21 protein-coding genes are annotated in these 22538 nt (G+C 62.2%); 14 read left to right on the top strand and 7 right to left on the bottom strand.

The annotated features are described in order from the left end of the window. The first annotated feature begins 10 nt into the window (after nt 1-10). The 8 genes from NKH70_RS26535 to NKH70_RS26500 all read left to right on the top strand — a co-directional run bounded on the left by NKH70_RS26535 (nt 11) and on the right by NKH70_RS26500 (nt 11171). Nucleotides 11-409 (top strand): DUF3085 domain-containing protein, encoded by a 399-nt coding sequence (locus NKH70_RS26535; protein ID WP_352688753.1) that lies wholly within the window; start codon nt 11-13, stop codon nt 407-409. A gap of 86 nt (nt 410-495) precedes the next feature. Continuing rightward, nucleotides 496-5586 (top strand): helicase-like domain-containing protein, encoded by a 5091-nt coding sequence (locus tag NKH70_RS26530; RefSeq protein ID WP_353026485.1) that lies wholly within the window; start codon nt 496-498, stop codon nt 5584-5586. Between the two features lie 326 nt (nt 5587-5912). Further along, nucleotides 5913-6083, top strand: coding sequence for a hypothetical protein (locus NKH70_RS26525; protein ID WP_352689507.1), 171 nt, complete (start codon nt 5913-5915; stop codon nt 6081-6083). A 433-nt stretch (nt 6084-6516) separates the two neighbouring features. Next, nucleotides 6517-6987 carry a Ros/MucR family transcriptional regulator gene (locus NKH70_RS26520; protein ID WP_353026484.1) on the top strand — a complete coding sequence of 157 codons (471 nt, stop codon included), beginning with the start codon at nt 6517-6519 and terminating at the stop codon, nt 6985-6987. Between the two features lie 664 nt (nt 6988-7651). Next, entirely contained in the window at nt 7652-9394 is a 1743-nt protein-coding gene (locus NKH70_RS26515) for a ParB N-terminal domain-containing protein (RefSeq protein WP_353026483.1), read from the top strand. Nucleotides 9395-9491: 97 nt separating this feature from the next. Beyond that, complete coding sequence (locus NKH70_RS26510; protein ID WP_353026481.1) at nt 9492-9983, top strand: UCP036055 family protein; 492 nt, start codon at nt 9492-9494, stop codon at nt 9981-9983. Continuing rightward, entirely contained in the window at nt 9964-10848 is an 885-nt protein-coding gene (locus NKH70_RS26505) for a DUF7007 domain-containing protein (RefSeq protein WP_353026480.1), read from the top strand. Before NKH70_RS26510 ends, NKH70_RS26505 begins: the two co-directional genes overlap by 20 nt. Then, entirely contained in the window at nt 10848-11171 is a 324-nt protein-coding gene (locus NKH70_RS26500) for a hypothetical protein (RefSeq protein WP_353026479.1), read from the top strand. The genes NKH70_RS26505 and NKH70_RS26500 overlap by 1 nt, the downstream gene beginning before the upstream one ends. Before the next feature lie 13 nt (nt 11172-11184). Here the strand turns inward: NKH70_RS26500 and NKH70_RS26495 are convergent, their stop codons facing one another. Further along, nucleotides 11185-11493 carry an alkylphosphonate utilization protein gene (locus tag NKH70_RS26495; protein ID WP_353026516.1) on the bottom strand — a complete coding sequence of 103 codons (309 nt, stop codon included), beginning with the start codon at nt 11491-11493 and terminating at the stop codon, nt 11185-11187. Between the two features lie 510 nt (nt 11494-12003). Between NKH70_RS26495 and NKH70_RS26490 the strand changes: the two genes are divergently transcribed. From NKH70_RS26490 to NKH70_RS26480, 3 genes are all read left to right on the top strand, one after another. Continuing rightward, on the top strand, nt 12004-12591 hold the full coding sequence (locus tag NKH70_RS26490) for a hypothetical protein (protein ID WP_352726782.1): 588 nt from the start codon (nt 12004-12006) through the stop codon (nt 12589-12591). 337 nt (nt 12592-12928) lie between these two features. Next, the gene (locus tag NKH70_RS26485; RefSeq protein WP_353026477.1) at nt 12929-13855 is read left to right on the top strand and encodes an ArdC family protein; all 927 of its coding nucleotides are present in this window, start codon (nt 12929-12931) and stop codon (nt 13853-13855) included. Nucleotides 13856-14971: 1116 nt separating this feature from the next. Beyond that, nucleotides 14972-15280 carry a DUF736 domain-containing protein gene (locus NKH70_RS26480; RefSeq protein WP_023819777.1) on the top strand — a complete coding sequence of 103 codons (309 nt, stop codon included), beginning with the start codon at nt 14972-14974 and terminating at the stop codon, nt 15278-15280. A 191-nt stretch (nt 15281-15471) separates the two neighbouring features. Here the strand turns inward: NKH70_RS26480 and NKH70_RS26475 are convergent, their stop codons facing one another. After that, nucleotides 15472-16551 (bottom strand): DUF2130 domain-containing protein, encoded by a 1080-nt coding sequence (locus tag NKH70_RS26475; protein WP_353026476.1) that lies wholly within the window; start codon nt 16549-16551, stop codon nt 15472-15474. 225 nt (nt 16552-16776) lie between these two features. Here NKH70_RS26475 and NKH70_RS26470 point away from each other — a divergent pair, with 225 nt between their 5' ends. Next, on the top strand, nt 16777-16965 hold the full coding sequence (locus tag NKH70_RS26470) for a hypothetical protein (RefSeq protein WP_353026475.1): 189 nt from the start codon (nt 16777-16779) through the stop codon (nt 16963-16965). 215 nt (nt 16966-17180) lie between these two features. On the opposite strand, the gene NKH70_RS26465 is transcribed toward NKH70_RS26470, so the two are convergent. The 3 genes from NKH70_RS26465 to NKH70_RS26455 all read right to left on the bottom strand — a co-directional run bounded on the left by NKH70_RS26465 (nt 17181) and on the right by NKH70_RS26455 (nt 18696). Next, nucleotides 17181-17453: a WGR domain-containing protein gene (locus NKH70_RS26465; protein WP_353026474.1), complete on the bottom strand. Its 273-nt coding sequence runs from the start codon at nt 17451-17453 to the stop codon at nt 17181-17183. 212 nt (nt 17454-17665) lie between these two features. Beyond that, a complete protein-coding gene (locus NKH70_RS26460) occupies nt 17666-18007 on the bottom strand; it encodes a hypothetical protein (RefSeq protein ID WP_023819767.1) in 342 nt (113 codons plus the stop codon). Continuing rightward, nucleotides 18004-18696, bottom strand: coding sequence for a nucleotide-binding protein (locus tag NKH70_RS26455; protein WP_353026472.1), 693 nt, complete (start codon nt 18694-18696; stop codon nt 18004-18006). The genes NKH70_RS26460 and NKH70_RS26455 overlap by 4 nt, the downstream gene beginning before the upstream one ends. A 324-nt stretch (nt 18697-19020) precedes the next feature. On the opposite strand from NKH70_RS26455, the gene NKH70_RS26450 reads away from it, so the two are divergent. Together NKH70_RS26450 and NKH70_RS26445 are read left to right on the top strand one after the other, a co-directional pair. Beyond that, on the top strand, nt 19021-19431 hold the full coding sequence (locus tag NKH70_RS26450; protein WP_353026471.1) for a hypothetical protein: 411 nt from the start codon (nt 19021-19023) through the stop codon (nt 19429-19431). 194 nt (nt 19432-19625) lie between these two features. After that, complete coding sequence (locus tag NKH70_RS26445) at nt 19626-21698, top strand: relaxase/mobilization nuclease domain-containing protein (RefSeq protein ID WP_353026469.1); 2073 nt, start codon at nt 19626-19628, stop codon at nt 21696-21698. Between the two features lie 131 nt (nt 21699-21829). On the opposite strand, the gene NKH70_RS26440 is transcribed toward NKH70_RS26445, so the two are convergent. After that, a complete protein-coding gene (locus NKH70_RS26440; protein ID WP_006205593.1) occupies nt 21830-22111 on the bottom strand; it encodes a helix-turn-helix domain-containing protein in 282 nt (93 codons plus the stop codon). Continuing rightward, nucleotides 22108-22431 (bottom strand): type II toxin-antitoxin system RelE/ParE family toxin, encoded by a 324-nt coding sequence (locus tag NKH70_RS26435; RefSeq protein ID WP_095204878.1) that lies wholly within the window; start codon nt 22429-22431, stop codon nt 22108-22110. Before NKH70_RS26435 ends, NKH70_RS26440 begins: the two co-directional genes overlap by 4 nt. Nucleotides 22432-22538 lie beyond the last annotated feature (107 nt).

The raw sequence follows: 22538 nt of genomic DNA, 5'->3' as shown, positions 1-22538 counted from the left end.
GGGGGCTGCGATGTTCACTTTTCCCATTCTTGCAGTTCGCAAGGTCATCGAGCGCGGAAAGACCGATGCCGCCAACAACGGCGGTTTCCGCAATCCCTATTATGGCCTCAAGCCCGGCCAGGGCGAGATCCCCGGCCTGTGGCTGGTCGGAGACCAAGGGGTCTACATCATATCGAACGGAAAACTCGCAGACGGCGAGCGCCCGCTCGTCCTCTATTCCGAAGAATGCCACCCGATCGGCAACCCCGACTGGTTTCACTACAAGCAGCGCCATTTCGGTGGCGACGACGGCATCGAATTCATCGACGCCGAGCAACTGATCCCGCTGTTCGATCGCAAGCTTCGCTGCACGCATCTCAACGTGCAGCTCACCGAGACCGAAGTCTCGCTCTCGCTGATCGCCCGCTAACCCCCAGCAAACCTGCCAGCCCTTTCACGCGGACGCCAACGCCGTACGCCCGATCGTGCTCGCCCTCAAATCCAAGGAGATTTTCCATGGCTCATGACGACCCCTTTACCATCGACCTGTTCGGCAGCACGGCCATTTCGTCCGGACTTGGCCTTGGCGTCACGGTTTTCGCGGCTGACTTCCGGCCGGGCGATGAAGATGATCCCGATTCTTCCGCGCCTTCGCCGGTCACGCCGGCGGTTGCAGCCAGGCAACCGACGTCGAAGCCTCGACGGGTTCATGGACTGAACTTTCATCTTGCCGGCGATCGTGGACTGGCCCGTGGCTGGAAGGATCGGGCCCGCGACAACATCGCCTCGATCCGGCTCGCCGCCGAGATCGAGGCCGATGAGCGTCCTGCCACGCGTGAGGAGCAGGAGCGGCTGATCCGGTTCACCGGCTTCGGCGCGTCCGACCTTGCCAATGGTGTCTTCCGCCGCCCCGGCGAGCTCGAATTCCGTAAGGGCTGGGACGACATCGGCTCGGACCTGGAAGATGCCGTCGGCGAGATCGACTATGCCTCGCTCGCACGCTGCACCCAATATGCCCACTTCACGCCTGAGTTCATCATCCGGGCGATCTGGTCAGGTCTCCAGCGTCTCGGATGGCGCGGCGGTCGGGTTCTTGAACCGGGCGTCGGAACCGGCCTGTTTCCGGCGCTGATGCCGCAGTCCCTGCGCGGCGTCTCCCACGTCACCGGGATTGAACTCGATCCCGTCACCGCGCGCATCGCGCGGCTTTTGCAGCCGCAAGCGCGGATCATAGCCGGCGATTTCGCCCGCACCGACCTGCCGGCGAGCTTCGACCTCGCCATCGGCAATCCGCCGTTTTCGGACCGAACCGTGCGCTCCGATCGGGCGTATCGGTCGATGGCATTGCGGCTGCATGACTATTTTATCGCGCGCTCCGTCGACCTGTTGAAGCCGGGGGCATTCGCCGCCTTCGTCACCAGCTGCGGCACTTTTGATAAGGCCGACAGCACCGCGCGCGAGCATATCGCGAAGACCGCCGACCTGATTGCCGCGATCCGCCTGCCCGAGGGCAGTTTCCGGGCCGACGCCGGGACGGATGTCGTGGTCGACATCCTGTTTTTCCGCAAGCGCAAGATCGGCGAGCCAGAGGGCGACCTGTCATGGCTCGACACCGAGAAGGTCCGGGGAGCAACTGCAGATGAGGGCGCGATCCGCGTAAACCGATGGTTCGCGCGCCACCCGGATTTCGTGCTCGGCACACATGCCTCGATCTCGGGGCCTTACGGCGAGGCCTATTCCTGCCTGCCTCATCCCGGTGTCGATCTGGCGCGGGCGCTCACCGCAGCGATCTCCCTCCTTCCGGAAGCCATTTATGACGGCGAGCCGGACGAGATTGATCATGACGCCGAGGACAGTGCCGATATCGTCGATGCCCTGCCGGAAGGCGCCGGCGTGCGCGAGGGCAGTTTCTTCGTCGCGAAAAACACCACCCTCGCACAGATGATCGACGGCGCTGCCGTGACCGTCACGGTGCGCAAGGGCAGGGCGAGCGAAGGCGTGCCCGAAAAGCACGCGCGTATCATCCGCAAATTGATCCCCATCCGTGATGCCGTGCGTGAAGTCCTGAAGGCGCAGGAGTTCGACCGGCCCTGGAAGCCGGCCCAAGTCAAGCTGCGCATCGCCTGGTCGAATTTTGTGCGCGCCTTCGGCTCCATCAACACGACCGTCGTTTCCACCAGCGAGGACACCGAGACCGGCGAGGTCCGCGAAGTGCATCGCCGGCCGAACCTGCAGCCCTTCCTCGACGATCCCGATTGCTGGCTGGTGGCTTCCATCGAAGACTACGATCTTGAGACCAATACCGCCCGGCCGGGTGCGATTTTCACCGAGCGCGTCATCGCGCCGCCCGCGGCACCCGTCATCACAAGTGCTGCCGATGCGCTTGCCGTCGTCCTCAACGAACGCGGCCATGTCGACGTCGATCACATCGCCGAGCTGCTGCACGCCGATGCCGCAGCAGTCATCACCGAACTCGGCGACGCCATCTACCGCGATCCTGAGACCGGTTCCTGGCAAGCGGCCGACGCCTATCTCTCCGGCCAGGTCCGCGACAAGCTCAAGGCCGCACAAGCCGCCGCCGCCCTCGACCCCGTCTTCGAGCGCAATGTCCGTGCCCTGGTCGAGGTTCAGCCGGCCGATCTTCGGCCTTCCGACATTACCGCCCGTCTTGGCGCACCATGGATACCCGCCGCCGATGTTGCCGCCTTCGTCAAGGAGACGATGGGCGCCGAGATCAGGATCCATCATATGCCGGAGCTGGCGTCGTGGACGGTAGAGGCGCGGCAATTGGGATGGATGGCGGCCGGCACGTCCGAATGGGGCACCGATCGCCGTCATGCCGGCGAGCTCATAGCCGACGCGCTGAACAGCCGCGTGCCGCAGATCTTCGACACTGTGAAGGAGGGCCCGGCTGAAAAGCGCGTGCTCAATGTCGTGGATACGGAAGCCGCCAAGGAAAAGCTGCAGAAGATCAAGACCGCTTTCCAGAACTGGATCTGGTCCGATCCCGACCGGACCGACCGGCTGGCGCGGGTCTATAATGACCGCTTCAACAACATCGCGCCCCGAAGATTCAACGGGGATCACCTGCAACTTCCAGGCGCCTCCGGCGCCTTTTCTCTTTATGGGCACCAAAAACGCGGCATCTGGCGCATCGTCTCGGCCGGCTCGACCTACCTCGCCCATGCCGTCGGCGCCGGCAAGACCATGACGATTGCCGCGGCCGTCATGGAGCAGCGCCGGCTTGGCCTGATCGCCAAGGCCATGTTGGTCGTTCCCGGCCATTGCCTTGCACAGATGGCCCGCGAATTCCTGGCGCTCTATCCGACCGCCCGCATCCTGGTGGCCGACGAGACGAATTTTTCTTTAGCCAAGCGACATCGCTTCCTGTCGCGTGCGGCGACCGCCGCTTGGGACGCGATCATCATCACGCACAGCGCCTTCCTCTTCATCGGCGTGCCGTCGGCATTCGAGCAACAGATGATCCACGACGAACTGGAACTCTACGAGACGCTGCTGACCAAGGTCGAGAGCGACGACCGCGTCTCGCGCAAGCGTCTCGAGCGGCTGAAGGAGGGGCTCAAGGAACGGCTGGAGGCGCTGGCGACCCGCAAGGACGACCTGCTCACCATCTCCGAGATCGGCGTCGACCAGATCATCGTCGATGAAGCCCAGGAGTTCAGGAAGCTTAGCTTCGCCACCAACATGTCGACGCTCAAGGGCGTCGATCCGAACGGCTCGCAGCGGGCCTGGGACCTTTATGTCAAATCCCGGTTCGTGGAGACGAAGAACCCAGGCCGGGCGCTCGTGCTGGCCTCCGGCACGCCGATCACCAACACGCTTGGCGAGATGTTCTCGGTGCAGCGCTATCTCGGTTACCAGGCCCTGCTTCAGCGCGGGCTGCACGAGTTCGACGCCTGGGCTTCGACCTTCGGGGACGTCACGACTGAACTCGAATTGCAGCCATCCGGGAAATACAAGCCGGTGACGCGCTTCGCCACCTTCGTCAACGTGCCGGAGTTGATCGCGATGTTCCGCTCCTTCGCGGATGTGGTGATGCCGCAAGACCTTCGGGACTATGTGAAGGTGCCGGCGCTTTCGACCGGCGCACGTCAGATCATCACCGCCAAGCCGTCCGCCGCCTTCAAGCGCTACCAGATGGTGCTCGACGCCCGCATCAAGGCCATCGAGGAACGAGACGGTCCGGCAGAAGCTGGTGACGACATCCTGCTGTCGGTTATCACCGATGGCCGGCACGCTGCTATCGACCTGCGCCTGGTTGATCCCGACAATGACAATGAGCCGGACAACAAGCTCAACGACCTGATCGGCAATGCCTTCCGTATCTGGCAAGAAACAGCGCAAAGCAGCTATGTCCGCGCCGACGGCAAGCCGTTCGAGCTTCCTGGCGCAGCGCAGATGATTTTTTCCGATCTCGGCACGATCAGCGTCGAGAAAACCAGAGGCTTTTCAGCCTATCGCTGGATCAGGGACGAGTTGGTCCGCAGGGGCGTTCCGGCATCGGAAATTGCGTTCATGCAGGATTTCAGGAAGTCGGAGGCCAAGCAGCGCCTGTTCGGTGATGTGCGGGCCGGAAAAATCCGGTTCCTGATCGGCTCCTCCGAAACGATGGGCACCGGCGTCAACGCGCAGCTCCGCCTCAAGGCGTTGCATCACCTCGATGTGCCGTGGCTTCCCTCCCAGATCGAGCAGCGCGAAGGTCGTATCCTGCGGCAGGGCAACCAGCACGATATCATCGATATCTTCGCCTACGCCACGGAAGGATCGATGGACGCCCAGATGTGGCAGAACAACGAGCGCAAGGCCCGGTTCATCGCGGCCGCCCTCTCCGGAGACACGTCCATTCGGCGGTTGGAGGATATGGGTGAGGGGCAGGCCAACCAGTTTGCTATGGCCAAGGCGATCGCCTCGGGCGATCCACGTCTGATGCAGAAGGCAGGTCTGGAGGCAGACATTGCCCGCCTGGAGCGCCTTCGCGCGGCCCACATTGATGATGAGCACGCCGTTCGGCGGCAGATCCGCGATGCCGAGCGCGATATCGAATACGCGACCCGGCGCATTGGCGAGGTGGGCAAGGATATCGAGCGCCTCGTGCCGACGACCGGCGATGGGTTCAGCATGGTGGTCGGGGGCGAGGCGTTCACGCAGCGCAAACTCGCCGGTCGTGCGCTGATGAGGGAAATCCTGACTCTCGTGCAGCTTCAGCAGGAGGGCGAAACCACTATCGCCTCCATCGGCGGCTTCGATTTCGAATATTCCGGCGAGCGCTTCGGCAAGGACGGCTACCGCTATGCCACGATGCTGATGCGCACCGGCGCCGATTATGAAATCGAGCTGCCGGTGACCACTACGCCGCTTGGTGCGATTTCTAGCCTCGAGCATGCCTTGGCCGGCTTCGAGGGCGAGCAGGTACAATACCGCCAGCGTCTTGAGGATGCCGAGCTCAGGCTCACTTCCTATCGCTCGCGTCAGGGCGGCGAGTTCGGATTCTCTGGTGAACTCGCCGAGAAGCGCCGGCAGCTTGCGGAAATCGAAAACGATCTTGCGTCTTCGATTGATGGCCAGGATCCGCGTGCAGCCGCATAGCAGGCTCGATACAGGCTGCCGGTCAAGAGTCCGGCAATACCGGCGGCAAAGGTTCAAGGCGGCTCGGGTGCAGGCGATGCGGGAGGCGCGCCGAACTGCTTACCCATGTTGATGCCTCGTTTCGGTCATGCTCGGCTCCGGCCAGCCAGACCACATGACGTAACGTCAAGAATCAGCTAACTGGATCATCGCGGCGGACCTGATTGGACCGTCCGGCCGGCGCCTGCCAGAGCCCCCCGCAAAAGCAGGCGCCGGCCTTTTAGCGCTTGAAAGGCGAGCAGTCATATTGTTTCGTCTTGTCCCCATCCAGACACGAGGCAGTTGCGATGGACGACACCAAAGGCGGCGCAAACCACACGTCCGTTGAGATAGTCGAGGCCATGGGCGAGTGGTTCGTCCGTGTTGTTGGGAACGGCGAAGAACTTACCCGATCATTCGACCTGGAATCGGTCGCCCTTGCCTTCACGGAAGGCCAGCGGATGCGCCTTGGGGCTTAAGGACTTCAAGCGGATCTGACCCGACTTCCGCGTTCACACCATAGCCGCCTAAATTCAGTTTGCTATCGATCCGTTGCGGGATGGCCCTATGTCGTGCCGATCAACTTCCGTTCTTCACCATACGACGGCAGGATCAAAGTCTTGCGCAATGCAAGCAAAGGTCTGACATAACCGCTTTGGTTCCGTACTTGTCCGTTGGACGTTCCGTTATTTTAGCTAATCGGCATATAAGCGGGCCGTCACTGGCTGACGGGCCGCCTGTTTTTTTAGTCTACAGCCTAGCCGGCCAAAAAGAACGCGTCAATTTTGGCGTCGCTCTTGCCCAGCGCCGCAATGCCGGATGCCATCATTGGCTTAGAATAGATCAGGCCCGGTTGCGTACTGGACATTGCTCAAATAGAGATGGGACAAATCAGACAAAAGGACCGACACATTGACAGAAGAATCCGACCGCCGCGCCGCCGAACTAGCCGAGCTTACTGCGGAGATTGTGTCCGCCTACGTAAGTAAGAACCCTGTACCGGCTACCGGCCTGCCTGAACTAATCGCATCCGTGCATATGTCTCTGTCCGGGCTTGGTACGCCGATCGCGCCTGTCGTTGAGCCGCAAACTCCCGCGGTCAACCCGAAGAAGTCGGTGACGCCAGATTTCATTATCTGCCTCGAAGACGGCAAGAAGTTCAAATCCCTGAAGCGGCACCTTAGCACGGACTTCGGTCTGACGCCGGACGCCTATCGCGAGAAGTGGGGCTTGCCGCGCGACTATCCGATGACGGCTCCGAATTACGCCGCTCAGCGCTCGCAACTGGCGAAGTCCATCGGGCTTGGACGCAAGGCTGAACCCGTCGCACCAGCCAAGAAGGCACCCGCGAAGCGGAAAGCCAAAGTGTCCGCCACCACCTGACGCTACGTAACGACTCAGCTATGTCAAGGCGCGGCGGATCCCAATCCCGCCCGGGGCCGGCGCCATTCGGATAAGCTTCAGCGAGGGCGCCGGCCTTTGTTCTTAGCGTGGCGGAACTCGCCGGGCGAAGAAACCCCTATCACCTCAAGCCCGGCGAGCCTACACCTGATCAAAGTTCGCGATCAGGACCGGGATCAACCGGCACCACGTTCGAAGCAAGCGCAATGCCAGCGCTTTGGTCCCGAAATGGGACAATGCCGACCCCCCCCCGCTAGCAGCCGGGTTTCTCTTCACAAAAACCAACGTAGAACAAAAACCTGTGAGCTTTCGCAACGGAGCCGCCGCGCCAAGGCAGAGAACCGTTCCGCTTATCGCCATGCCCCGGTCTACGTCGCAGGGTTGAGGAAAGGAAAACTTAGGAGGAATAAAACCCGCTCGCAGATCGGGCGGGCCGCTGACGCTGGCGCTCAACCGCGCCGCTCGCGATCCCGGCCGCGTCGTCCTGCGCAGGGCTGTTAGCCCCGCTCGGCCAGCCGGGCAGGGATGCTCGGCCGCAGGTGCACCGGCCCGCCCGCTCCGCGGGCCGGGGGATGTCTTCAGGAAGAAGACGAGCAAGGACGCAGCGATCAGCGGTGTCCCGCAAAACCCTTGAAGGAGCATCTCCATGGAACTGAAGTTTGTCGACCCGCGCGCGCTGAAGGACAACCCTGACAAGGCGCGACGCTCGAAGTCGAGTCCGCAGGCCGACGCGCTGCTGCTGGCTACGATCCGTGCCGTCGGCATCGTGCAGCCGCCTGTCGTCGCGCTGGAGACCGATGGCGGCAATGGCTACGTCATCGATGCCGGCCATCGTCGGGTGAAGCAGGCGATCGCGGCCGGTCTCGAAGAGATCGCCGTGCTGGTGATCGAGAGGGCCGAGGATGGCGGCGCCATGCGCTCGCTAGCGGAAACGCTCGCTCACGAGCAGCTCAATCCCGTCGACCAATGGCGCGCCATTGAGCGGCTGGTCGCGCTCGGCTGGACCGAGGAAGCGATCGCCGTCGCTTTGGCGCTGCCCGTCCGCCAGATCAGGAAGCTGCGCCTGCTGGCCAACGTTCTGCCGGCCATGTTGGAGCAGATGGCCAAGGGCGACATGCCCAACGAGCAGCAGTTGCGCACCATCGCCTCGGCTTCGCTTGATGAACAGAAGGAGGTCTGGAAGAAGCACAAGCCCTCCAAGGCCGATCCCCAGGTGTCGTGGTGGAGCGTGGCGCAGGGCCTGACGAAGCGCCGCATGTACGCGCGCGACGCCAGCTTCGGTGACGATCTCGCCCAGGCCTACGGCATTGCCTGGGTCGAGGACCTGTTCGCTCCGGCCGACGAGGACAGCCGCTACACGACGGATGTCGAGGCCTTTCTTGGCGCCCAGCAGGAGTGGATGGCAAACGCTGTGCCCAAGCGTGGCGTGATCGTGGAAGCCGGTCAGTGGGGCGAGCCGAAGCTGCCGGCCAAGGCCGAGCGTCTGTACGGTAAGCCGTCGAAATCCGATCACACCGCCATGTATCTCGACCGCGACGGCAAGGTACAGTCGGTCGCGTATCGTATGCCGGCGGTCAAAAAGTCCAAGGACAAGAATGGCGCTGATGTCGAGGCCGATGGCGATGATATGGTCGTTACGGCAAAGCCGCGTCCGGACGTGACGCGCAAAGGCCTGGAGATGATCGGCGACCTTCGTACCGACGCACTGCACGAGGCGCTGTCGCGCGCACCGATCGAGGACGACACGCTGATGGCGCTGCTCGTTCTCGCCTTCGCCGGCCAGAATGTGACAGTGGCATCTGGCGCCCGCGACATCTCCTATTACGGGGCGGCAGGCCTCGGCGAACATGCCGCGCGCCTGTTCGACCAGGAGGGCAAGCTCGCGTTCGACATGGACACGCTGCGCATTGCCGTGCGTTCCTTGCTGATCGACGTTTTGTCCTGCAGGGAAAATCGCTCGGACAGCGGCGTTGTCGCCCGTGTCGCCGGCGACGTCATCGCCGCCGACAGCTTCCTGGCCAACATGGGGACGGAGGATTTCCTGTCATGCCTGTCGCGGCAGGCATTGGAAAGCGCCTGCGCGGATACATCCGTCCTGCCCCGTCAGAAGGTCAAGGATACTCGTGCGGCCCTTGTCGAGCATTTCAAGGAAGGCCGCTTCGTCCACCCGTCGGCGCGGTTTGCGCCCACTCCGGAAAAGCTGACCTCCTGGCTGAAGAAGAACGAGGCCAGGGAACAGCCTGACGACGGCACGCCGGAGGACCAGGACGAGCTCGACGGCGATGCGGTTGTCGAGCCCGCGCATGACGACGTTGGCGAGGACCCCGCTGCGCAGGACGAGGACCTCACGGACGAACAGATCGAGCCTTACAAGGTGGCCGCCGAGTAGGCGGCTGCGCCTTACCTTTCCCTTCGAACGATCATTCCGCCGCCGGCACATCACCGGCGGCGGTTCTGTTTCCACCATGAGCACCACGGAGAAAACTATGTCCGCCCAATTGATCTATGACCTTGTTCCACTCGCATCCATCGTGACTTATTCCGACGGATCCCCACGCCCGCCAGAGCGGCATCGCAAGAAGCTCGCAGCCTGGGAAAATCGCAACGGCGGCGGTCGCCTGATCCGCAAACAGGCCGAGGCCCGCGTCGGCAGTACGACGCTGCCCGCCTCGATCACCCTGCACAAGGGCGACTATGGCAGTCAGGGAACCATTGTGCTGCGCGTCCACCAGACGTTTTCGGTGAACAGCGACCTGAAGTTTTCGGTCAAGCAGCGGCCCGCCATCGGCTCCGTCCTGGTGCTCGACCGCGCCGGCGACGATGCGGAGCTTGTCCATCTTGCCGCCAATCGCGCGGCCGCCGAGGAATGGCTTACCCGTCACGGCTATCCGAACGCCGTGTTGCAGCAAGTCACGGCCGACACCGTAGCGGCGGATACTGTAGAGGGGGGACGGCAGCATGACTGCGCGAACTTCTGAAACCCATGTCGTCGAACCCCCCGGTTCTCCAGAAGTTACTTTTGGCCGAAGCGCCGATGGGCTTTGCGTTGCCACTGTCGGCGAGCACGCCTTCGCCATGGCTCCGGCCCGCGATGGCCCGCACTATCTTGTCACGGGCTGGCGTATCCGCCGGCCCATGGCCGAATGGACGCGCGGCGATTTCTACGGCCATGCCGGAGAGCTTGCCGACAAGGCGGCGTTTCGCGCGCATGTCAAGGAGAGCGCCCTCCACCAGCAGCAGCGCGCGGCTCTCGGACGTCGCGAGATCCACTCCCGTGCCCACACGCCATGGGGAACGTCGCAGGGAGCGACCGTCTATGCCGAGGGCGTCGTGGCTCACTCGACCGCAGGCCATGGCGGGTTCCATCTGTCGGCGGAGCGAAATCGCAAAGTCCATCAGATGCTCCGTGCCAATGATGGCTGGTATGAAGAGGATTGCCATTGGGCGGCCGTCGCCCAAGCCTTCCCCCAACTCTTCACGGACTTCGAGAGGGCTTGTGCGGAAAAGTCGATCCGCGACTGGTTCCCGGATGCCTGGGAGGCGATCCACGGGAGGGTGCTCGAACCCGGCCAATCCGCGAAAAAGGACGAGCGGGCATTTTTCGAGAGGCATACCGATGACTGGGTCGTTGTGTCGGCGATCCGTTCCGGGCACCAGGCCGCGTTCACCGAGGTTATCGCGACCCCTGGCGGCAGGCGCGGAGCGGGCACGGAGGAACGTCGCTTTCTCGTTGCGACCGACGAATACCATGTCGGCCGCTTTGGATTCGTCATCGATGTTGCGCGCCACCGTGTCTATGGCGGGCCCTCAAGCTTCATGGATTGGCAGGGGAGGGACACATAATGTCTGTCCCCGAGCTCCGCGCACAGCTCTTTCGCATGGAGGAGGCTCGGCGCCACACACAGCGCCAGCTCGATATGATCAACCGGCAGATCATGAGGCAGATGACGGCGATCATTCCGCAGCTCAAGCTCCAGCGTATCGGCCACCGACGCCGAAACCCTGCTGATGCCAGGACCTTTCTGGAACGGTATCGATCGAACCTTGCCGCGATCACACAGGAAAGGCAGCACGAAATCGATGCGCTCTCACGCAAACTGGCCAGGCAGGACGCTGCAATCGCAGCACTGCGTGACAGGATCCCGCAGGACCTGCTGCGTGCCTAATACTGGTGTCTGATCAGCGCTTGCGGACGAACTCCGTTCGCAACACCAGCCCCTTGATCGCATCATGCCGGCAATCGATTTCTTCGGGATTGTCGGTGAGACGAATCGACTTGATCACCGTGCCCTGCTTCAGGGTCTGGCCGGCACCCTTGACCTTGAGGTCCTTGACGAGGACGACGGAGTCGCCGTCGACGAGCACATTGCCGGCGGCATCGCGCACTTGAATTTTTCCGGCAGAAGCTGCAATGGCAGCCATCTCCGACGCTGGTCGCCATTCCCCTATTGCGTTGTCATAGACGTAGTCGTCGTTGTGACCGGTCATTGCTGCCCTCGTTTCGGAGTTGAACACGCTACGCTGCCAGCCCGACATGGGAGCAGGCCAAAGAGTTGATCCGCAGCGGCGGACCGGCGCAGCTCATCTATACCGGCAGGAGCCGAAGTTCAAACCGCTGACGTCCCTCGCGCAGCTTGGCGGGCAGGCGGATTGGCGGCGGGAATGAACACTGCATTTCCTCGCGCATGCCGATGTCCGAATTCATCCCTTGCCGGTCTTCCCGGCGGGTTTGCTGCGGTCTGAACCGGCGGCTGTCCGCTTCAAGGCCGCTATCGCGCCGCGGGGCGGCCGGATCCCGCCGATCTCGGCAAGGCTGGCCCGCGTCCCGCGCAGGGCCAGTGAAGAACTGACCCCGCTTGTCCGCAAGCCAACCTCGCTCGCCTGGCAGGCTCCGGACCCTGAAGCGTCCAGCTTCCGCCGGTTCCTTTTGACCGCACCCGCAGGAAAGACCGGCAAGGGCCGGAACACCTGAAGGGCATCGCTAGAAAGGAAAGCTCAATGTCCAGTTCAACCCGCTCCACCAAGGCCAAGGCCCGCGTCGTCCAGCTCCGCAAGGGCACAACCCTCGAAATGGTCCGGCTCTGCTGCCCGGATGGCCACCAGGCCACCCTCATTTCCGAAAGCTTCGGCCTCTCCATCCTCGACAGTGACGGCATCCGTGAATTCCATGAGCGCAGTCTGATCGAAAGCGCCGATACGCTCTCCGAGGGCCTTTCCGAAAAGGCCATGCAGATCCACCTGCAAAGAATCGTCGGGTCCCATGTCGGCTCCGCCTTTGGAGCAGGCCAGTTCTACTCGAAGGCCGTCACCGAGGCGAAGGATGCCACGGCCAAGCTCGCCAATGACACCCGCGACGAGGACATTGACGGTCCGGTCGGCTTCGACAGCAAGGCCCAGCGCAAGCGCGAATTCGCCGCCGAAATGGGCCTTCAGGCACATGCCCTGCGCATGGCGGCCGAGGGCGCCGTTGCCGCCTACGAGCACATCGTCGGCGAGAGCTGGAAGCCCTACGAACGCCAGACCGAGAACCCCGGCCAGACCGTCAACCGGCAGGCAGCCGATCTCCAGATGGCGGCCCTTGGCTAATCCGAATGGGCGGAGCTTCGGCTCCGCCCGATCCTCTCATACTGAGGCTGGTGTCCCTCGGGGTCGCCGGCCTCTTTGCATGTGCCAAAAGCACCGAACTCAAAGAATGGGGATGGGCTGGTCGTCGGGACCGCGCCAATCGCGGCCGTCACGAATGATGGTCCTGCTCCGGTCCACGTGCCGCGAAACGGCTGCGCCGTCCTCCACTGACGTTGCGGCCCGCAAGCGATGGTTCTCAGCTTCCCCATCGATCCTGCGCGGGTTCGCGGACCTGCGGTCCTGCGCGTGCGGACCTCGTGACGGCCGCGATTGGCGCGGCCTCGAATGGAGGTTTGAAATGGACAGGAACAACAACAAGCCCCGCGTCGACATCTACGCGAAGATCACCGATCGTATCGTCGCGGATCTGGAGAAGGGCGTGCGCCCATGGGTCAAACCGTGGAGCGTTGCGAATACGACCGGTCGCATCACACGGCCGCTCCGTCACAACGGCCTGCCGTATCAAGGGATCAATACACTGCTTTTGTGGTCGGAGGCGGTCGCGAGGGGCTTTGTCTCTCCGGTCTGGATGACGTTCAAGCAGAGTGCGGAGCTCGGGGGTCATGTTCGCAAGGGCGAGACCGGCTCCATGGTTGTTTACGCCAGCCGCTTCACCAGGACGGAAACCGACGCGCATGGCGAGGAAGTCGAGCGGGGTATTCCGTTCCTCAAGGCCTACACGGTGTTTTGCGCCGACCAGGTTGAAGGTCTGCCGCCGCACTATCATGCGGCACCAGAGCCTGCCGCCGATCCTGTCCAGCGCATCGAGCATGCCGACCGTTTTTTCGACAACACCGGAGCGGTTGTGCGGTATGGCGGAGACAAGGCCTATTATTCTCCCTCTTCCGACCATGTGCAGTTGCCGTCACCGGAATTTTTCCGGGATATGGCTTCATTTGTCGCCACGAGAGCACACGAGACCCTGCATTGGACATCGGCTCCTCAGCGGCTGAACAGGGACCTCAGCCGCTACCACAAGGATCGCACGGATCGGGCGCGCGAAGAATTGCTCGTCGAGCTTGGTGCTGCGATGCTCTGCGCAGACCTCGATATCGTCCCCGAGCTCGAGCCGAGACCCGATCATGCCGCCTATATTCAAGGCTGGGCCAGCCTGCTGGGCAGCGACAAACGGGCGATCTTTCAGGCAGCCGCCCACGCACAACGCGCGGTCAATTATCTCCACGAATTCCAGCCGCAGGCGGAAGAATTAGGGAGGGCGGCCTGATGTTACGCGCTCCCTGTTGCAAGGGGAGCGCGCCGAGCCCTCCCCGATCCGCTTTCGCGTCATCAGTCTGGGCGCGGGAGTGCAATCGACCCCCTCGTCCTGATGGCGGCACACAGTTATTTTTGCCCTATATTCGCCGATACTTGCTGGGAAGCGGTCGTTGTCTACGACCATCTTCGCTGGTTGCCTCGCCGAATGTGCTGCCCTTTGCGCGAAATCTCCCCAACGTCGCTGAGGGCAAGCATCGGGCATGATTCCCGCTTTACCCCGGCACCGTCGACCGGGATTTCCATGCGGATAAGCCGAGCCGCGAGACCATAGAGAAGCGCATAACTCGGCGGGATTGCCTCAACTAGGTCGACATCTTGACGTGGCCGGCTAAGGCCAGCTCGACCTTTGGCCAAATGAAGGATGTGCGGCGTGTGATGGTCCAGTTTGGCAAGCGTCGTTCGCTCGGCAGAGCACATCAGGGTGAGGCCCCGCCTTGCGGCTGGCCCCGTTCGGGCGGTAACCCGGGGCCGAACCCTGATCAGCCGGCTGGTGCCGGCGTCCAGCCCAGAGATGGCTATCGATGTCCGCTATGCGGCCGCTCCTGCTTGAACAGCAGATTATCGGGCTCCTGGGACTCGCCTCGCGGCCCGTCATCGTTCGACCGATATCAGGAGGCGGGTGCGTCTCTTTCCGAGCTATCCGTCGTTCTACAATGACGCGTGACGGGGACGGCCAGGCTTGATGATGCCTGACGTTAGTCGAAGTTGCGGTGATCATTCCGATGGGAGCTCGACCGTCGTCTGGCCGGCGGTTTCATGGAAAGGCCCACCACCTGCGTCCTCGAGGGGGCTGGTCTGACCGAAGGCCGTCTTCGCTTCGCTGCGCCTCGTTCTTAAACCCGCAACAGCCGGTCGCGACTTTCTTCCCCTGGCGACTGCGCCGCCATTCCGCGCGGAACAAGAAAGCCTCCCCCTGGCTGCCCTTCACTGTCGTTGCGGCCATAAGCCCCCCCCAATTGCCCCCGCGAATGGGGGACCCCGGTGGGTGCGGGCCGATCGCCTCCGGTCCATCGACCGCCATCGAGGTCGCGGTGGTCGCGGCCCGAGAAACTCACGGAGACGACAAATGGCTACCATCGGCACATTCACCTCAAACGGCAACGGCTTTTCCGGAGCCATCAAAACCCTCAACCTCAACGTCAAAGCCAAGCTGATCCGCGTCGAGAACCCTTCCGACAAAGGCCCCCACTTCCGCGTCTACTCGGGTAGCGTCGATCTCGGAGCCGCCTGGCAGAAGGTCTCCAACGAGGGCCGCGACTATCTCTCGGTCAAGCTGGACGACCCGAGCTTCCCCGCTCCGATCTACGCCACCCTGATCGAGGTGGAAGGCGAGGAAGGCCTGCAGCTGATCTGGTCTCGCCCCAACCGGGACTGATCGCCTCGACGAGGGCTCCGCCGCAAGGCGGGGCCTTCGGCCGTTCCCAAACCAAGCCCGCAGGCGGAACGAGAAAGCGTGACAAAGCGATGGCTGCGGAGCAGGGGCTCGGGTCCCGTCTTCTGGTCGCGTCTCAGTTGGGATCAGTCGTTGTGAGGAGTCCTGATCGCCTTGGCCGACCCGAAGGCCTCCTATTCAGTTTCAGGCGAAGCGGCTTCAATCGCCAGCACATCCAGCCCCTCAATCTCCTGCATCACTTTTCCGGCGATACCCTGCAAGTCACCATACATGCCGACAGTCGACTCGATCACCCCTTGAATCTGCGCCTCGCGCTTGGCCCACAGGCGTGTTGTGACCTTGCGTTCCTTGGCGAGGTCCTCCTGCATATCGGAGAATTTCTCCACGATCGCCTCGACACGGTGGCGAAATCGCGGACCGGTCAGATAGCCGTAGACCTGTTCCATTTTGGTGGCCTGGCCGTCCTGGGCGAGGCGGGAGTTCGCCAGCTTGATCAGGGACTGCCGAAGCATGATGGCGATCGGGATCGCACACTTGGGATGGGCGACATAAACTCCGTCCACAAGATCGAAGGTTTCCACGCCGGGAGGCAACGCTTCCGAGATCATCAGCGCAATATCCGCTTTCGCGGCTCGTTGATCTCCTCTGAGCTTCCCAAGCCAGCCCTGGGTCCAGTTCTTGGTCCGTTTCGATTCCCACAAAATGGCGCCGCATGGCTGGCCGGCGGGTCCGACCACGCGGTGTAGGACATCTCCGCCGAACTCGCCCTTGGCGACCGGTTCGATGGTGTCCATCGGGAACCGGCTGGCAATGAGAGACTCGAGCTCAAGCTCGAGGACCTCGCCCTGCAGCTGCTGAGAACCCTGTTCCGCACGGCGCTTCAGCTCCTCGATCTGGCGCTGCATGCCGGCGATCTGTTCTTCTTTTTCGGCAACCTTCATTTTGAGGCCGTCTTCGGCTTCGGACCTAGCCTTTACGCGAACGGCGTCCAATCCTTCCTGGATCTTCCTTTCGATGGTCAGCGCCATCTCGCTTACACCCACATCCGCGCGGTCAGGAAACTGCGTCAGCAGGGTTACCTCGGCAATGATCTGCGAAAGGGGCCTTCCCGATGCGCGGTAGAGCCGTAAATAGAAATACTTCTGCGCCGCACGTGCCCGATAAGTACGATTCACCCCGTCAACGACCAACTCAATGGCGTCAAAACGGAGCGAGTATTGGGAAGAGAGCCAATCCTTGTCGATATCGATCATAGGCTCCAAATACACATTTGGTCCCAATGTCGCAAAAATCCGAAGCCATCATCCGGCTGGGTGCTCCAATGTATCGCCACTAACGCCGGATGACGATAATCCCGGCCAGTGCGATGAGGACGATACCCAGCATTGAAGCCGTAATCATCGCTGCCTTCCTCGATACAAGCCGGCGTCGTGGTCGTTGGAGACCGTCTTTGCCGGATCGGGCAAGCCACTTGTGGTGTGCCCGCCGTCATCCTGACCTATCCTGACAGACAAAAAGATCAAAGCCAGAACGGCGGCGACGGTGGCATAGCGGAACAGGGATCGTGCCAGAACATGGCGGGAACATTTTTGGCCCAGCGCATTAGTGAAGTTCGCATGCGCGATGTCGTCACCATGCTGGTCGAGGGCAAAGTGGCTGCCGGGTGAATTGTCGAACGTCTCAACGGTTCGCCGAGAATTTCGTCGTGCTCCGGACGATCTTCGCTGTCGACTCCACCCGACCTATCGCCTCACAAGTGCCCGCCGACATCTTGCCACGGTGTCAAGATCGCTGACTTCCCACTGGCGACATCGCGCCCGCGCCCGGTACACGAAGCGACTTTGTTCCAAAAAATGGCTCCCGTCGCTCTACCGGCTACCTGTCAAGACGGGATCGCTTCTGCGCGCCAAGCGGATCGCGGCTGATAGCCGCGCATCCGCTTGGCGCGCAGCAGCTCGAGGAAAAGGGCGACGGCTTCGCCCTCGGTATCAAAGGAGTGCTGTACCGTGCGGCCGGTGGTTCCGATCCGGCCCCAACGCCGGACCAGGCAGGTCTGGCCGAACAGGGTCTCCTCGATCGACAGTGCATAGAAGCGCGCCATGTTCCGATCCGCGTCGCGGCGTTCGATACAGAGGCGATAGAGCTGCGCGATCATTACGGACAGAATCGCGCAGCCGGACGCGCGCGTCCAATGAATGGTTTGAATCAGCGGACGCGGATCGGTTCACTCTGGTGATGGATGGAACCGAACGTCAGTCGTTCAGCACCGTCTTTGATGGCCTTCCCCGAAGAGATGTAGCCAATCCTCGTTGGGCCAGAGTCCTGGGCGATCGGTCGTACGAAAATCGACGTTGATAGCGCGTCCGGCTACTTCGGCTGCCCGGCAAGGAATTCCGTTATCAGGCCCTGCACCACCTCCTGCATGGTTGTTCTATTGCGCGCGCAATGGACCTGCAGCTCGATCATCTGCGAGACCGGAATGCGTGTGTGCAGCCGGGCTGTCTCGCCGTCTGCCTTTGGCCTTTCGAGCTTCGCTTTCGCCGCTCTGGCAGACTGAGTTCTCGTCTGCTGCTCCAGCCTGTCGGTTTCGCTGATGCTGGATTCCACTATGGCAGCCATGTTGCGCGAGAACGGATCATCCGAACGGGCGCGCGGTTTCAAGGCAGGCAGCGGCAGCTGGTTTGCGGTCCGATCGCTTTTCTCGTTCATTGCGGGGTGGCTCCGTTCAGTTTGCGGATGATCTCGGCGGTCAGGGCATTCGTCTGGTCGCGAGCGTCCTCGACGGCCTTGTTCACGGGCTGGACTTCGTAAAGCGTCCCGGCAGTTGCGATTGAGGCGAAGGTCGGCCGTTGCGACAAAAAGGCCTCAAGCACGCTGGCGTCGGCCTGCCGCAGCAGCTGGATCGCCGTGCGGAAGGCCATCGTGTTGTGTTCGATCCCCGAAACCATGTTGAGCATCACCGCGTAGGGAATTTCGCGGTGGCGCCCTCCAAGTGAGCGGATGTGCCGAATCAGACCGAGGCATTGCTTGACATCGAAGACGTGCGCTTTCGTCGGAATTAGCACGAAGTCGGCGTTGGCGACGGCCGGGCCGAGTGCAGCCACGGCCGTGCCCTGGACATCGACCAGCAGCAGGTCCTCGGCGTCGGATTGCGCCAGGCGATCGATCAGTTCGTCGGTCGAGCCGATGGGGATGACGTCGATGTTTGAAAGCGCGTATCCGGCGCGGCGACTGTTTTTGCTCCACTCCAGCGCTGACAGTTGCGGATCGGTGTCGAGCACCGTCACCCGATGACCGGCGGCGGCGAACTCGCCAGCGAGCAGGATGGTGGTCATGGTCTTGCCGACCCCGCCTTTGGGAGAGGCCACTGTGATTTGCACCGCGCGTTGTTCCGGCATTGTTTTTTCCCAATGTTGCGTACCTTGGCGTCAAGGCGCATAGGCGACTTGGCGCCAAAGTGACTTTCTTGCATTATGACTATGCGCCGATGCAACAAAGTGCCGAGGCGCATAAGTGCCTGTGTGATAATATGAATTTGCACATCGGTGCAATGTCCCAGGATGCATGATCGGCTCTGCATCAGTATGTCAGTGAGTCAGTATAATGTTTCGTATTGAATTGACAAGATACGCAATTTGGGTCCAAATTGGCTGAGCAGGTCGTCGCTTCGCTTCGACCTGGGCCGTCTTCGACGTGAGGCCCATCCGCCATAGCGAGGAATTTTGGACACCAGCGCCGCCCACAAGGACACCCGAAAGCGCTCCCGGATCGATATTGGGCCGGAGGCGGGCGCGCTCCTGGATGAGGCCTGCAAGGTGTTCCAGCTTGACCGAGCGGAGACGTTGCGGCGCATTATCCGGGCCAGCCTGGATCTCGGTCCCGCTCTGTCAGCTGAGAATTCACGCACTGTCGCGGCGCTGGCCTCGCAAGTCCGGATGGTCGGCCGAAACCTCAGCCAGCTTCTCCATGCCATTCATTCCGGCCACGCTGCCCCCATGGAGGCGGCGTTGCCGATATGGGAAGCGCTGGATGAGAGGGTGAAAGCTGTCGACGCCGAGTTGACGGCGATGACGATCGCCCATGGCCTGAAACTTCGGAAGGCGGCGCATCTGCTGGATGGTGAGGGCGCGTGAACCTCGACCAGTCTTCCATACAAGCCATAGCCGATCGGATTCGCGCGAGCGCGGCTTTCGAAGAAGAGAACCGCAAGCGCCGGCGTCGGGCCCTGTTGTCCTTTGCTGGAAATGACGATGATGGGTTGTTCAAGACGGTTCGCGGCCGGAAGAGGGAGGGCGGTCTCGGGGCAAGCCAGCCACCGGAACCGGCCGTGCCGCGCTCGTCTCCCGGGGAGCTGGAGCCGCCGCGCGGTAAAGCCGGGCGCCTAAACCTCGCCCTGCCGGCGAAGCAGCGGAAGCTCGCCGGCGGACCTGCGCCGAGGGCCGCTGCCGACAGGCTGGCGGCCGGGTATCAGCCGGCCGTTCTGAAGGTGATTTCCTACGGGCATGGCGTCACAAGGGCAGCCGCCATCGGTCAATATATCCAGAAGGAGGGTGTCGCGCTCGAGACGCATGACGCGCGTATCCTGGCAACGCAGGAAGCTGTTGCCGAGGAAATGAAACAGTGGGGCAAGGGTTTCGACAAGCGGCGGGAGAGCGAGGATGTGGCGACGTTTCGGCTTTCGCTGGGAGGGCAGGAGAATGCCGAGCGCCTTTCACAGGCAGTCCAGGCAGGTTTCGCCGGCCACGGTTTCGCCTATCGTATCGACACACTGCAGGACGGATCGAGGGTCGCGCGCGTCGTCGCGACCATGGCCGGACACAGCGTCGTGCGGGGTGAGAACGGGGACGACAAGGTGAAGCATCGGTTTCACTTTTCGGATCGACGCCAGCAGGATCGCCAGTTCTCGGCACCGACCCGGGCCACGATCGCCTCGCGGATCTCCGAGGCGCTTGGGGTCAAGGAGGATACCGTTTCGGTGAAGCCAATTGGGGAGCCCAGCCACGGCAAAGCCGGTGTCGTGTTCCAGCTCGCGCGCCTTAGCCATGACGGAGCGGCGATCGGCGCCGACGGCGCCGCGATCGCGTCTGAGGAGGCGGTTCGGCAGACCGCGCAGTCCTGGGACAAGACCCTGAATTCCTACAAGCCTCGCGACACCATGCACATGATCCTGTCGGCCAAGGCGGGCGAGGACAGGCAAGCTCTGGTAAGGGCCGCACGTGGGTTCCTGCATGAGCAGTTCCCCAATCACAAATTCGCCTTCGGCATGCATGCCGATATGGCGGAGGAGGGCGGTCATATTCATGTCCACGCCATCGTTGCGGTGAAGGGTGAGGACGGTGAGCGCTTGCGACCAGGTCCGGCCCAGCTTCGCGAATGGCGCGCGCTCTATGCCCAGCACGCACAAGCGCAGGGCATGAAAATCGTCGCGACCTCCGCGGCCTATCGAGCGTCATCACAAAGCTATGGCCCGCGCGACAAGGCGATTGTGGCCACGGCCGAAAAGCCGCGGCCGGGCAGGGAGGCGCGTGACCGCGCCTATGCCCGTGCAAACCCGCACGTCATCGAGAAGGCCCGCCAGCGGATCGACTACGCCAGGGCAAACCCGATAAAGATTCCGATTTCGGCGCGCCAGCTGCAGGCCACCCAAGCAAGCCTTCGGGACTGGCACTCAGTTGCTGCTTCCCGGCCGAATAACGCGATAGCGGGACAATTCATTGATCGGATGACGCGAGCTTTCCGATCCGGTACTGTTGTGGTCGCTATTCGAGATGGAAAGGGTGTTCAAATGAGTTCAGATGCCACCGCGGACCAGATGCGGGAAAACCTAAAACAGATCAACGAGACCGTTAACAAGACAGCGGCCATGATGAACGGCCAGACGAAAGCGGAGTTCTTACGGCGCGCGGCGCCCACCATGGAGCTGCTTGCGATCCGGACGGATCTCAAATCCCTGCAGGAAGGTGGCGTCACGCATGTCAGCGAAGACCAGGCCCATCGGATTGCCGGCGCGCGCGCCGAAGCTTTGATCCATCGCGCCCAGGAGATCGAGGCCGCTGAGCGGCTTGAGGCCGACCGCGCTCGCGAGATTCGTAATCGCGCCATCGAGCAGGAGATACGCGACGAACGAGCCGGATCGGCTGATCCGACCTCGCTTGAGCAGGTTGCGCAAGACCGCGAAATGGTGCGCAACGCCGAAAGCATCGCTGCGAAGGAAGCCCGCGAGGCACAAGCCGCAAGCGAAGCCGCGCGATCATTGGCACAGAATCCCAACGAGCGGCTTGATCCCGAGATCGTCAAAGGCGAACGGCTCGAAGAACTGCAGCGCCTGCAGTCGAGGAGCATCAACACCGCTGCAGTCGAAGGTGAAGAGCCGGATTCACAAAAGCCGCAAAAGCAGTAGTTGCCTCGTCATGCACCACTGCGTGGGCTCGTTGTTCCCTAAGCCGGGCTCTGGCAGCGGCTCGGTTCGGCACACGCTCGCGTCCAAACGCGGATGTACTCCGAGGAAAGACGAGATTTGACACCTCGTGATTATGCAACCTCCTTCACCCGGATTTCTATATCCAGGTGAGCGGAGGCGGCGATGTTGACGAGCGCGTCAAGCGAGAACTTGGCGAGCTTGCCGCGCAGCAGATCATTGATACGAGGGCGCGTCAGGCCGAGCCGCTTGGCGGCTTCCTCCTGGGGAATGCCCCATCGCTGGACTGCCTTGCGGATTTCGTAGAGCAGCGCCGAGCGCGCTTTAAGGTTTGCTGCCTCCTGTTCGGTGTCCGCCAGGGCGTCCCAGACGTTCTCATAGATTTCTACGTTCATCGTTCTGCCTTCCATCGTTTTAGCCGTTGAGCCGCCAGATCGAGGTCTTTCTTGGATGTGGCCTGTGTCTTCTTCTGGAACGCATGAAGCACCAAAACGCGGTCCTCCAGCGTTGCCAGATAGATGACGCGGAACGCTCCCGATGCCTCCCGGACTCTGATTTCCCTGACGCCGGCCCCCACGATCTGCAGAGGCTTCCAGTCGTCGGGATCGTCGCCGCGCTGGACAAGTTCGAGCTGCCAGCCGGCCTCTATCCGCGCATCGTCAGGAAACGCTCGAACATCCGCCCTGCTGCTTCCAAGCCATTCAATCACCTTCATCGGGGTGCACTGTATCGGTTTTGATACAGGTTGGCTAGGGTGACAATCAATCGCATTTTACGGACCAGCAATCAGCTCACGTCCCCACCAAGAACCGGGAGCCGCAA

Origin of the sequence: Mesorhizobium sp. M0991, from assembly GCF_040318915.1 — a bacterium.
Classification (GTDB): Bacteria; Pseudomonadota; Alphaproteobacteria; order Rhizobiales; family Rhizobiaceae; genus Mesorhizobium.
This window is presented reverse-complemented; position numbering and strand designations above follow the sequence as displayed.